The following is a 12,691-nucleotide window of genomic DNA, read 5'->3' on the forward strand; positions in this document are numbered from 1 at the left end:
GAGCGGGCGCGAGGCGCTGGGCCGACGCGCCCTACATTTCGTCGGGGATCTCCTCGGACTCATCCGCCGGCCGACCGGCGGATGCCACGGTGAGCGAATCCCCGTCAGGCGCCAGATCCACCCGCACCACGTCACCGTCGTGCACGGCTCCGGAGAGAAGGGCCCGCGCCAGGTGATCGTCGATCTCCTGCTGCATCAGGCGGCGAAGCGGACGCGCCCCATAGATCGGGTCGTAGCCGCGCTCGGCCAGCCACGCGCGCGCATCCGGCGTGACGGCCAGTTCGAGCCGGCGGTCGCTGAGCCGGGTCTGCAGCCGGTCGATGTAGAGCTCGACGATCTGGCCGAGGTCGTCTTTCGACAGGGCGGAGAAGACGACGATGTCGTCGAGCCGGTTCACGAACTCCGGCTTGAAGGACTGCCGCACGAGTGCGCGCACGGCCTCCTCTTTCTCCTCGGGAGTCAAGGTTGTGTCGACCAGGTACTGCGAGCCGAGGTTCGAGGTGAGCACCAGAATCGTGTTGCGGAAGTCGACGGTGCGACCCTGGCCATCCGTCAGCCGGCCGTCGTCAAGCACCTGCAACAGCACATCGAACACCTCGGGGTGCGCCTTCTCGACCTCGTCGAACAGGATCACCGAGTAGGGGCGCCGGCGTACGGCCTCGGTCAGCTGGCCGCCCTGCTCGTAGCCGATGTAGCCGGGAGGGGCGCCGACCAGGCGCGAGACGGAGAACTTCTCGCCGTACTCGCTCATGTCGATGCGCACCATGGCTTTTTCGTCGTCGAACAAGAACTCGGCGAGCGCCTTGGCCAGCTCGGTCTTGCCGACGCCGGTCGGGCCAAGAAAGAGGAATGATCCGGTCGGCCGGTCGGGGTCCGAGATGCCGGCCCGGCTGCGGCGCACCGCGTCGGCGACCGCGCGCACGGCCCGCTTCTGCCCGATCAGCCGGTGGCCGAGCTCCCCCTCGAGGTTGAGCAGCTTCTCGGTCTCGCCCTGCAGCAGGCGTCCCACCGGGATGCCGGTCCACATGGCCACAACGGCGGCGATGTCTTCGGAGGTGACCTGTTCGTTCACCATGCGTGGCCCGGTCGACTCAGCCATCTCTGCCTCGGTCAACTCACGTTCGATTACCGGGATGTCGCCGTAGAGCAGACGGGACGCCTTCTCCAAGTTGCCCTCCCGCTGGGCACGGTCGGCCTCGCCGCGTGCGGCGTCGAGCTTCTCCCTCAGCTCACCGACCCGGTTCAGCAAGGACCGCTCTTTGTCCCAGCGCGTCTGCAGCTCCAAGAGGTTTCTCTCTCGCTCGACGAGGTCTTCGCGCAGCTTGGCCAGGCGGGCCTTCGAGGCGTCGTCCTTCTCCTTCTTCAGCGCGAGCTCTTCGAGCTTCAGCCGGTCGACGCTGCGGCGCAGTTCATCAATCTCAACCGGGGCGGAATCGATCTCCATGCGCAGCCGGCTGGCCGCCTCGTCGATCAGGTCGATGGCTTTGTCGGGCAGTTGCCGGGCGGTGATGTACCGGTTCGAGAGGGATGCTGCGGCCACGAGCGCCGCGTCGGCGATCGTCACTTTGTGGTGCGCTTCGTAGCGCTCCTTGAGTCCCCGCAGAATGGCGACCGTGTCTTCGACCGACGGCTCCCCCACGAACACCGGCTGGAAGCGGCGCTCGAGCGCGGCATCCTTCTCAATGAATTCGCGGTACTCGTTGAGCGTCGTGGCGCCGATGAGGCGCAGTTCGCCGCGGGCGAGCATGGGCTTGAGCATGTTCGCGGCAGCGACCGAGCCCTCGCCGCCACCGGCGCCCATCAGGGTGTGCAGTTCATCGACGAAGGTGATGATCTGGCCGTCGGCCTCGTCGATCTCCTTGAGCACGGCCTTCAGGCGTTCTTCGAACTCGCCGCGGTACTTCGCACCAGCCACAAGCGCGGCCAGGTCGAGGGCGACCAGTTGCTTGCCTTTGAGCGACTCGGCCACGTCGCCGGCGACGATGCGCTGGGCCAGCCCCTCGACGACGGCGGTCTTGCCGACACCAGGTTCGCCGATCAGCACCGGGTTGTTCTTGGTGCGGCGGGTCAGCACCTGGCTGACGCGGCGAATCTCGGCGTCACGACCGATCACCGGGTCGAGCTTTCCGCTGCGCGCGATCTCAGTGAGGTTCACACCGTATTGCTCGAGGGCGGTTTTCGCGTCTTCCTGGGGCGGTTGTTGTCCAGCTTGCATGTCAAGTCCTCCAAGGTCGAGCACAGCCCGTGCGGCTTCCTCCAAGCTATCGAGCGGGCCCGCGACGCGCCACCTTTCTGCAGGCGCGGCCGGCCCGGTATCGCCCGGCGTCCCCCGGCCTGACTCAGTCGCGCCCCTGCCACGTCGCGATGTCGACGACGTTGCCTTCCGGGTCGATGAGAGAGGTGAAGGCCGGCGCGTTCCGATCGCCGAGGAGGCGCCCGCCGGCGGCGAGCACGGCCTCGATGCGTGCCTGAGCCTGGTCATGCGGCAGCGAGACATCCAGATGGATGCGATTGCGTGGCGGCACGTGTCGCTTCTCCTGAAACCACAGAGTCGGGCCGATCAGGTTGGGTTCCAGAAGATTTCCGCCACCGACAGGAACGTAGCCAAGCGCCGCGCTCCAGAAATCCATCACTGGCTCCGGATCCGCCGCGTCAAAAGCGATTTGCACGTGTTGTACGGCTGACGGGTCAGAGCGCAATCCCAGCTCCGCGGCGGCCTCAGAGATTCGACGTGCGAGATCGATGTCCAGATCGCTCAGGCCAACCCCGACGGTGATCACCTGAACGGTGACCGTATCCGGCCGAAGATCGATGAGCGGATCGTGACCTATCTCGGCCGCGAGCTCGGCAATTGCCGTGACGAAGCGAGCACCGGTGGCGAAGTCGCCGGTTTCGAAGAGCGCTTTTGCTCCCCAGTAAAGAACGCGCCAATCAGTGACGCCCGCGGCAGAGGAGAACTCGGAATCGGAAATCGGCTGAACCATGCACGGACCCTAACAGGAGGCATTGAGCCGCGGAAGGGTGCCGAACTAGGCTCGCATCGACGACGCAGGTGATCACAGTGGGCTCAAGTAGGAAGAACCGAACGTGACAGGGTACGGCGCGCGTTCCGGAGCGATCGACGCCGTGCGCGTGATCGGTGTGGCCGCCGTCGTCGCCGGCCATTCCTTGGCCATTCCCGCGGTGCGCCCGCTCGTCTACAGCTGGCACGTTCCGCTGTTCTTCTTTCTCGCCGGCTACTTCTGGTCGGCGGATCGGCCGGTCGTGGTCGAACTCCGCGCCAGAACACGCACCCTCGCTCGGCCATACGCAGCGTGGTGGATTCTCATCGCCCTCGTCTTTGTGCCGCTGGATGCCACGCGCGAGTCGACGACAGCCATCCGTCTGCTCGGTCCATTCGTCAACGGTGAGCTGTCGGCGATGCCATACACAACTTTCTGGTTCGTGTCGGCGCTGTTCGCCACGGTCATGTTGCTGCGCATACTCTGGATGCTGCCCCGAGCGATCGTCTGGGCCGTCGCGATCGCCGGCTCGATCTGCGGCACTCTATTCGGGGATGTGCTGGCCCAAACGCCGCTCGCAATCGGCAGCGCTCTCCCCTGTCTCATTTTTCTGATGCTCGGCACTCTGGCTCGCCCGCTGCGCGCGCGCATTACGAGGCCCGGTGTGGTCGGTGTTGTGCTCCTCATCATCAGCACCGTTCTCGTGGCGAGCAAAATTTCCGCCCCGCTGGACATCAAGCAAGGCAACTACGGCACCCCGGTCGTGAGTGTGCTCACCGCTGTCGCGATCTCGTTCGGCCTGGTCCTGGTGGCCGAGAGTCTCTTCGCGCGGGTGGCGGCCTCGCGCCACTCCGTTCTCGACTGGTGGCTCAACGCGGGGGCGACCCGGCTGGCCTACGCCGGGCTGGCCGTCGTGCTGATGCATCCCCTCGTGCTCTGGCTGATGCTGCGGTTCGCGCCGCCGGTTCCGAACTGGCTCGTCTTCGTTGTGACGCTCATCGTTCCGTGGGTGATCGGGGTTGCGGTGCTGCGCACATCCGCCTCCCCCTGGCTAACCGGGGTGGAACGCGTCGGCCGGCTCTCGCGCCTCTCTCGCCTCGACTGACGACCCCACCAGCCCATGCGTGCGTCTGAATCGTCGCGTCGGCGACGGCGCACGCGACGATATAGGCGCACGCGCGGCCAGTGGCGCGCACCCCACCCACTGCCAGCTTCACGACGGATGCCGCGTGCGAGAATGAAAGACCGTCACGTTTGGAATCTGCGCACTCTATGACCCCACTTCTCAGCACTCACGAGATCGCCCGCCTCGTCGGCAGTCAGGTTTTCTCACGCGGTGAGCGTTACGCGCGCAACGGAAACGTGGTCGAGATGGTGTGGCCGGAATCGGGCACGCGACTGCTCGGTCGTGTGGCCGGCTCGACCGACACTCCCTATTCGGTGACCGTGTCTTTCGCGGTGAGCATGTCAGGCGCCGTGATGAATGTCTCGGCGGTCTGCAGCTGCCCGGTCGGGCGAAACTGCAAGCATGTGGCGGCGGTGCTGATAGTGGCGCGCCGCCCGGACGTCGCTGACCTCGCCGACGGCGACGGCTCGGCCGGCGGTTCCCCCGCTCGCCGAGGCGTCTCGTTCCCCGCCCTGGTGCCCGATTTCGAGGGCGGCGGCGACCCCGAGACCGGCGCGAGGGCATCCGGCTCCTCCTCGCCGACCAACGCCAAAGTCGGCGCGGCCTCGCGCGGTGCCGCCGCAGCGAGCACCCCCGCCATTCCGGCCTGGCAGCGCCAGCTCGCCCCGCTGGCCCAGCCGACCCGTAGTCCGGCCGCGACAACGAGCACCCCGCTCGCACTGCAGTTCGAGGTGCTTGAGGCGACGCGTTCGAGCCGGATGACGCCCGGTCCGTCGACCTACCGGCTCGGCATCCGCCCGATGGTGATGGGAAAGAAGGGCGCCTGGATTCGCGGAAACCTGAACTGGACCAACCTCAGCTACGCCCGCGGCACCTATAACCCCGAGCACCAGAAGATTCTCGGCGCGCTCTACGCGCTCTACTCGGCCGGGCAAAGTTACTTCGTGCACATCGACCAGTGGATGCACCTCGACGGGTTTGGCAGCCGCGCCCTCTGGGAGTTGCTCGGCGACGCCCACCGCAGTGGCCTTCCGCTGATTTCGACGACGCCCGGCCAGGATCCGATCACGCTTCTGACCGAACCGGCGACCGTCGCCCTCGATCTGACTCGTCGGGCTACCGGACTCGAACTTGCACCGGCACTGCGATTGACCGGGGCCGACAACGCTGACGCCGCGGATGCCGCGGACGCCAATTCCGGTGCCGACTCGACCTCGACCGATCCCGACCGCGAACCACTCAGTTTCGGTTTCATCGGCGAACCGGCGCACGGTGTTTTCGCCTGGCAGCTGCCGGATACCGGTCGCCCGCCGCGCGCTTCGACCCGGTCGACTCGTGGCGGGGCACGACGCTCCGGCACTCCGTCGACCGGCCCTGCGACCGGTGCCCGGATCACCCTTGCCCCGCTGGCCACACAGCTCGACACTCCCCTGCGCCGGCTTCTCTCCGCCCCCGAGAACATCGTGGTTCCAGGCGAGGACGAGGCGGCATTCTTGGCCGACTACTACCCGTTTCTGCGCCGTCAGCTCGAGTTGACCAGCAGCGACGGCTCGTTCGAGTTGCCCGCAACGGCTCGCCCGTTTCTCTCGCTCGACCTCGAGCACACGAAGGATGCCGGCATCGCGCTCAGCTGGAGCTGGCAGTACGCCACGCCCCAGGCCGAGGCCGCCGCAGAGCCGTCCGCCGACGCCGACGCGTTGTCTGCACCCGCGCTCCAAGCCGCTCCGGCCAATCCCGGCCCACGCCTCCGCCTCCGCGCCCCGGAATCCGACGCCAACTACCGCGACCCGGCGCACGAGGCTGAGATCCTGCGCGAACTCGCCACGGTGCTCGCCCCGTTCGACTCGCTCTTCGAACAGAGCGGCGGCCGGCCCCGGCTCGCCGAGCGCAGCACCCTGACCGGCGCGCGGATGATCGAGTTCTTGGCCGGAACGGCGGCCGAACTGAGCGCATCCGGACAGGTTCTCGTGCAGCTTCCGGGCGACGGCCCCCAATACCGGGAGGCCGACGAAGCCCCGGTGATCAGCCTGGCCACCACCGAACGCCCCGACGACCGCGACTGGTTCGACCTCGCGGTGACGGTGTCGATCGAGGGCGAAGAGATTCCGTTCGATGACCTGTTCCGGGCGCTGGCGACCGAGCAGGAACTGCTCATTCTCGGCAGCGGCACCTGGTTCAGCCTCGACCGTCCGGAGTTCGCGCAGCTGCGCCGGCTGATCGAAGAGGCGCGCGGCCTGCAGGACTCGCACTCCAGCTCGCTCGGAATCAGCCGGTTCCAGACCGACCTCTGGGTTGAACTGCAAGAACTCGGTCTCGTCGCCGCGCAGGCCTCGGCCTGGCGGCAGGCCGTCGAAGGGCTGACGGATGCGACCCAAGTCGCCGCCCAAAAACTGCCGGAGTCCGTGAACGCGACCCTGCGCGAATACCAGCAGAGCGGATTCGACTGGCTCAGCTTTCTCTACGACAACCAACTCGGCGGCATCCTCGCCGACGATATGGGGCTCGGCAAGACCCTGCAGGCGATCGCTCTGATCGCACACGCCCGCGACCGGCAGCGGGAGCAGAAAACCGCCCCTGCCCCGTTCCTCGTCGTCGCGCCGACCAGTGTCGTGTCGAACTGGGCGGCCGAATGCGCGAAGTTCGCGCCGGATCTGCGCGTCGTGGCCATCACCGAAACGTCGGCCAAGCGCTCGGCAGATCTCGCCGCATCCGCCGCCAGCGCAGATGTCGTGATCACCTCCTACACGCTGTTCCGCCTCGATTTCGAGGAGTACAACGCCATCGACTGGGCCGGGCTGCTGCTCGACGAAGCCCAGTTCGTGAAGAACCACCAGTCGCGCGCGCACCTCTGTGCCCGGCGGCTCAAGGCCCCCTTCAAACTGGCGATCACCGGCACCCCGCTCGAAAACAACCTGATGGAGTTCTGGTCGCTCACCTCGATCACCGCTCCTGGCCTGTTCCCGAGCCCGTCGCGCTTCGCCGAGTACTACCAAAAACCGATCGAGAGAGACGCCGACTCCGAGCGTCTCGCGCAGCTGCGCCGCCGCATCCGCCCGTTCATGCTGCGTCGCACCAAAGACCAGGTCGCCAAGGATCTGCCCGCGAAGCAGGAGCAGGTGCTCGAGCTTGAGCTGCACCCGAAGCACCGCAAGGTGTACCAGATGCACCTGCAGCGCGAACGGCAGAAGGTGCTCGGCCTGATCGAGGACATGAACGCCAACCGGTTCGAGATCTTTCGGTCACTGACCATGCTGCGTCAGCTCAGCCTCGACGCGAGCCTGTACGACGAGAAGTACTCCGATGTGCCGTCGACCAAGCTCGACGCACTGATGGAGTTGCTTGAGGATGTCGTGGCCGAGGGGCACCGCACCCTCATTTTCAGCCAGTTCACGCAGTATCTCGGCAAGGCGCGTGACCGTCTCGACGCGGCGGGAATCTCCTACTCCTACCTCGACGGAAAGACCCGCAACCGGGCGAAGACCATCGCCGACTTCAAGAATGGCGACACCTCGGTCTTCTTGATCAGTTTGAAGGCCGGCGGTTTCGGGCTCAACCTCACCGAGGCCGATTACTGCATCCTGCTCGACCCGTGGTGGAACCCGGCGACCGAAGCGCAGGCCGTCGACCGCGCGCACCGCATCGGCCAGACCAAGAACGTGATGGTCTACCGGATGGTCTCGAAGGACACCATCGAAGAAAAGGTGATGGCACTCAAGGCGACGAAAGCGCAGCTGTTCGAGAGCGTGATGACGGATGGCGCGGTGAGCGGAACCGGCCTCAGCGCAGCGGACATCCGGGAGCTGTTGGCCTGACTCTTCGGCCCCGCGCGGTCACCGAGTTTGAGCGTTCCGGTCGAGTTTGCCCAGCAGAACAGGGTAACTCGACCGCACGTGTCAAGCTCGGCGCCGAAGATGCGCGCCCGTTGACGGAATCCCCAACTGAGAGCACTCTCAGTTTTGAGACCTGAAATGTCGGTTGCGAATCGTGTTCCTCCCAACGTTGTTTTCTAGGCTTCCGAGGGACGCCGACCTCAATTGCGGGGGTCGATGGCGAGTTGTGACCAGCTGCAGAGGGCGTGGGTGTTGTCAGCTTTTCTCGAGGATGTCGATCGGCGCGTTGCGTCAACGCTCACGTCACAACGCCGGGCGTGGCTGACCCGGCCGCGCACCCTCCTCGTCGGGTTTCTGCTGCTGCACCTGATCTTTCTGCTCGCGCTGCTTCCGACCATTCTCATCGGCGGTGCGCTGGGCGACCTTCCGCTCTATCGCACCTGGGCCGAGGAAGGCCTGACCAGCCAGCTCTGGCCCGGCCTTGATCTCGCCTGGGTCTATCCGATCGGTGCCCTCGCGCCCATCACTCTCGCCGCGCTCGGTGGCCCCGGTCTGTACCTGCTGTTCTGGTTTGTGATGACCACGGTGTTGAACGCCGGTGCGATCGCCGCCCTCACCGACTTCGGCCGACGCACCAGCGGTTACGCGGCAGCCTGGTGGTGGATGCTGCTCTGTTTCGTGCTCAGCCCGGTCGCCTTGCTGCGCCTCGAAGGCATCACCGCCCCACTGGTGATCATCGCGCTGGTACTCCTGGCCCGTCAACCGGTCATCGCCGCAGCTCTGCTCACCGTCGCTACCTGGATCAAAGTCTGGCCGGTCGCCGTTCTCCTCTCGATCGTCGCCGTTTCCCGGCAACGGATGCTCGTCATTGCGACCGCCGCCGTCGTCTCGGCCGGCGTCGTGGCCGGCGTCTGGGCGCTGGGCGGCCTGGCCTACCTCACCGGATTCATCACGATGCAATCCGACCGGGCATTGCAGCTGGAGGCCCCGGTCTCCACACCCTGGGTCTGGCTGGCCGCACTCGGGTCGCGGGGAAGCTACATCTACCAGAACTTCGCAATCGCAACCCGCGAAGTCGCCGGTCCGGGCGCCGCCGCTGCCGCATCCGCGATGACCCCGGTCATGATTCTGGCGATCGGCGGGGTGCTGGCTCTCATCGTCGTCGCGAAACGACGCCGAACCGACAGCGCGCACCTGATTCTGCTCGGCGCGCTCGCCCTGTCATCGGCACTCGTGGTCTTCAACAAGGTCGGTTCACCGCAGTACATGCTCTGGATCGCACCGATCGTGGCCGTCGGCGTCGCCTCCGACTGGAACCGGTGGCGCGTCCCGGCCTACCTGATGCTCGTGATCGGCGTGCTGACCACACTGATCTTCCCGGTGTTCTACCTGCCGCTCATCGACGGTGACCCGGCGGTCCTGATCCTGCTCACTGCGCGCAACGCCTTGCTGATCGTGATGCTCGGCTGGTCGGTGCTCCGGCTTTGGATGCTGGCCCGCGCGGGCGAAACGGAGCCGGCCCTCGCCTCCTCCCGCGTCGCGCCGACCGCGGCGCGCTAGTTCTCGTCGCGAATCATGCGGCGACAATCGCGCGGATGCACGACATCGGCTATGCAGCGAGCAGAGCCGCTCGACTCTCGACGAACGCACGCACGCACTGCTCAATCTGTTCCGGTGTGTGAGCCGCGGAAAGCTGCACTCTGATCCTCGAGCGGCCGATCGGTACAACGGGATACGCGAATGCCGTCACGAAGACGTTGCGTTTTTGCATTTCCCGCCCCATGGCCAGTGCCATCTGCTCGTCACCAAACATGACCGGAACGATTGGATGGCTTCCCGGCAGCAGATCAAAGCCTTCCGCCGCCATCTGCGCCCTGAATTGCGCGGCGTTCGCCTGCAGCTGGCCGCGAAGCTGACTGCTCTCGGCGACAATCTCCAACGCTTTGATTGTCGCGGCGACGATCGAAGGTGCCAGGGAGTTCGAGAACAAGTACGGTCTGGCCTTCTGCCTGAGCATCTGCACGATCTCGGCACGGCCGCTGACATAGCCACCCGATGCTCCACCGAGCGCCTTGCCGAAGGTTCCTGTGTAGATGTCGACGCGATCCCCAACCCCGGCGAGTTCGGGAGTGCCGGCACCCGTCTCTCCCATGAATCCGACGGCGTGGGAGTCGTCAACCATGACCAACGCATCGAATTCTTCAGCGAGATCGCAGATCTCCCGCAGCGGGGCAAGGTAGCCGTCCATGCTGAACACGCCGTCAGTGACGATGACAATTCGGCGTGCACCGATCTCTCCATCCGAACGCTTCATGGCGCGTGCCTCGCGCAGCCGTTCTGCCAGCTGCCCCATGTTCGAGTTGGCGTACCGAAACCGCGCTGCTTTCGAGAGGCGGATGCCATCGATGATTGACGCGTGGTTCAGCTCGTCCGAAATGATCGCATCATCGGGGCCGAAGAGTGATTCGAAAACACCGCCGTTCGCGTCAAAGCAGGAGGAGAAGAGAATTGTCTCTTCTGTCCCCAGAAAGTGCGAGACTTTTGCCTCAAGTTCGAGATGCAGATCTTGAGTCCCACAGATGAATCTCACGCTCGCCATTCCGAAGCCGCGCTCGTCGAGCGCTTCCCGGGCCGCGGCGATGATCGCTGGATGATTGGCCAATCCCAGGTAGTTATTTGCGCAGAAGTTCAGAACCTGAGCGGCGGGCTCGTCGCCGATCGCCGCCGAGATCGTTGCTGACTGAGCTGATGAAATGGCCCGCTCAACTTTGTAGAAGCCCGCGTCTTTAATTGCATCGAGTTCCTGGACCAGCTGCTCTTTCATACGAAAAACCATGTTCGTGACGCCTCTTTCTACAGTTCAGTCCAGTCAAGCACGACCTTGCCGGTCGAACTCGACCGGGCGATTTCAAAACCGTCGCGCCATCGGTGCGCAGGGAGTACATCGGTTATCACACTGGAAATAGCGGTGCGGAGCCACTCGCTAGTCTGCAGCATGGCGCTCATGGCGTACCACGTCTCATACATCTGGCGGCCGTAGACACCCTGCAGGGTAAGCATGCGGGTGACGACGCTCGCCCAATCGATTTCAAATGCCTCGGTCGGAAGCCCCAGGAGGGCGATCCTTCCGCCATGGTTCATGTTCAGGATCATCTGTTGCATCGCGGCCGCGTTGCCCGACATTTCAAGGCCAATGTCGAAGCCTTCCTTCATTCCCAGAGTCTTCTGCGCATCCTTGATGGTTGAGGTCGTCACATTGACGGCGATGTCGGCCCTGACGCCCATCGCGAGTTTCAGACGCGATTCGCTCACATCAGTGATCGCCACGAGGCGGGCACCAGCATGGCGTGCGACGGCCGCAGCCATGATGCCGATCGGCCCAGCGCCAGTGATCAACACGTCCTCGCCAAGGATAGGAAATTGGAGTGCGGTATGCACAGCATTGCCGAGCGGGTCGAAAACAGCACCGAGCACCGGGTCGATGCCGTTGTGATGCACCCAGACATTGCTTTCCGGAATCACCACGTATTCGGCGAAGGCACCATCCCGTTGAACCCCGACGCTCTGGGTGCGAATGCACATGTGCCGGCGTCCGGCCCGACAGTTTCTGCAGGTTCCGCAGACCACATGTCCTTCACCCGAGACTCTGTCACCGACGCGCACGTCTCGTACGTCGGGGCCGACTTCGACGACCTCACCGAAGAATTCGTGGCCCGGGATGAGTGGAGCCGCAACGGCGGACTGGGCCCAGGCATCCCAGGCAGCAATGTGCAGGTCGGTGCCGCAGATTCCGGTGGTCAGAACCCGAATCTTAACCTCGCCTGTGTGCACGGCAGGTTCGGGAACCTCAACAAGTTCAAGTCCGGATTGGTTGCCGGAGACAAAGAGCGCTTTCACAAAAGTCCTTAGGTTGCGCCGCGCCGGCCCCGTCGGATCGGCTCGGAAGAGTTGGTGTTCTAGATCGAATTTCGAGACTGAAGGCGATACTGCGCCGAGGAGAACAGATCCATGGCCGATTCGCCAATCACCCCACGGAGCAGTTCTTCACGGGACTGACGGATGCTCTCGTCGGTGATTCGACGCGCTTCTTCGCCATCACCGTTGGCGATCGCAGCAACGAGCTCGCGATGGTGATGGCGCGGTGGCATGGCGCCTCCCTCGGCGGCCCGAACGACCATGAACCATTGCATCTGCTCTTGAAGCTCGCTGATGATTCGAGTCAGCCGCGGCACCCCGGCGGCGGTGGCAACGGCCACGTGAAACTCGGTGTGCTTGTTGAGGTCGGGGAACAGCTCGTCGCCGGACTCAAACTCCTCGTCGAGTCGCCGCAGCCCCTCCACCTGTGCCGGAGTCGCCCGCATCGCGGCCATCTCACTGGCCTCCGGCTCCACCAGCTGACGAATCAGGTAAACCTGCTGAAGATCTGCAATCGAAATTCTCCGCACCAGTGTTCCCCGCTGGGGCAGAATCCGGATGAATCCTTCGGTGGCCAACCGGTTGAGTGCCTGACGCACCGGAGTCTTACTGGTGCCCAATTCCTGCGCGACGACTGACTCATCGATGACAGCGTCAGGAAACAACTGGCCCGACAAGATCTGATTCTTGATCTCTCGATATGCCGCATCTGCTAGTGACATGTTGCCCCTCTCATGCTCGAATCGTACCGAACGAGTGACTGAAATTCCACTCTTATTTTTTTGAAATTTCCTATTGACTTCATTGAAGTTTTCCCG

The 12,691-nt window shown here is 64.6% G+C and carries 8 protein-coding genes; 3 read left to right on the top strand and 5 right to left on the bottom strand.

What is annotated here, in order from left to right:
* Positions 1-31: 31 nt before the first annotated feature.
* The gene (locus AC1DCF_RS04045; protein ID WP_477209919.1) at positions 32-2,215 is read right to left on the bottom strand and encodes an ATP-dependent Clp protease ATP-binding subunit; all 2,184 of its coding nucleotides are present in this window, start codon (positions 2,213-2,215) and stop codon (positions 32-34) included.
* Positions 2,216-2,339: 124 nt separating this feature from the next.
* Positions 2,340-2,984: a VOC family protein gene (locus tag AC1DCF_RS04050; RefSeq protein WP_477209920.1), complete on the bottom strand. Its 645-nt coding sequence runs from the start codon at positions 2,982-2,984 to the stop codon at positions 2,340-2,342.
* A 103-nt stretch (positions 2,985-3,087) separates the two neighbouring features.
* Between AC1DCF_RS04050 and AC1DCF_RS04055 the strand changes: the two genes are divergently transcribed.
* From AC1DCF_RS04055 to AC1DCF_RS04065, 3 genes are all read left to right on the top strand, one after another.
* The gene (locus AC1DCF_RS04055) at positions 3,088-4,107 is read left to right on the top strand and encodes an acyltransferase family protein (protein ID WP_477209921.1); all 1,020 of its coding nucleotides are present in this window, start codon (positions 3,088-3,090) and stop codon (positions 4,105-4,107) included.
* Positions 4,108-4,274: 167 nt separating this feature from the next.
* Positions 4,275-7,940: a DEAD/DEAH box helicase gene (locus AC1DCF_RS04060; RefSeq protein ID WP_477209922.1), complete on the top strand. Its 3,666-nt coding sequence runs from the start codon at positions 4,275-4,277 to the stop codon at positions 7,938-7,940.
* 270 nt (positions 7,941-8,210) lie between these two features.
* On the top strand, positions 8,211-9,518 hold the full coding sequence (locus tag AC1DCF_RS04065; RefSeq protein WP_477209923.1) for a glycosyltransferase 87 family protein: 1,308 nt from the start codon (positions 8,211-8,213) through the stop codon (positions 9,516-9,518).
* Positions 9,519-9,567: 49 nt separating this feature from the next.
* Here AC1DCF_RS04065 and AC1DCF_RS04070 read toward each other — a convergent pair whose 3' ends face one another.
* The 3 genes from AC1DCF_RS04070 to AC1DCF_RS04080 are packed head-to-tail and all read right to left on the bottom strand — an operon-like array spanning position 9,568 to position 12,595.
* Positions 9,568-10,794: a glycine C-acetyltransferase gene (locus AC1DCF_RS04070; protein ID WP_477209924.1), complete on the bottom strand. Its 1,227-nt coding sequence runs from the start codon at positions 10,792-10,794 to the stop codon at positions 9,568-9,570.
* 17 nt (positions 10,795-10,811) lie between these two features.
* Entirely contained in the window at positions 10,812-11,855 is a 1,044-nt protein-coding gene (gene tdh / locus AC1DCF_RS04075; RefSeq protein ID WP_477209925.1) for an L-threonine 3-dehydrogenase, read from the bottom strand.
* Positions 11,856-11,914: 59 nt separating this feature from the next.
* Entirely contained in the window at positions 11,915-12,595 is a 681-nt protein-coding gene (locus AC1DCF_RS04080) for a GntR family transcriptional regulator (protein ID WP_477209926.1), read from the bottom strand.
* Between the last annotated feature and the right edge of the window lie 96 nt (positions 12,596-12,691).

The sequence above is a fragment of the Leifsonia sp. 10L418 genome (genome assembly GCF_056395445.1).

Coding starts and splice junctions, on each gene's coding strand:
- AC1DCF_RS04080 (WP_477209926.1), bottom strand. CDS start 12,595: ATGTCACTAGCAGATGCGGCATATCGAGAGATCAAGAATCAGATCTTG.
- AC1DCF_RS04060 (WP_477209922.1), top strand. CDS start 4,275: ATGACCCCACTTCTCAGCACTCACGAGATCGCCCGCCTCGTCGGCAGT.
- AC1DCF_RS04070 (WP_477209924.1), bottom strand. CDS start 10,794: ATGGTTTTTCGTATGAAAGAGCAGCTGGTCCAGGAACTCGATGCAATT.
- AC1DCF_RS04050 (WP_477209920.1), bottom strand. CDS start 2,984: ATGGTTCAGCCGATTTCCGATTCCGAGTTCTCCTCTGCCGCGGGCGTC.
- AC1DCF_RS04045 (WP_477209919.1), bottom strand. CDS start 2,215: ATGCAAGCTGGACAACAACCGCCCCAGGAAGACGCGAAAACCGCCCTC.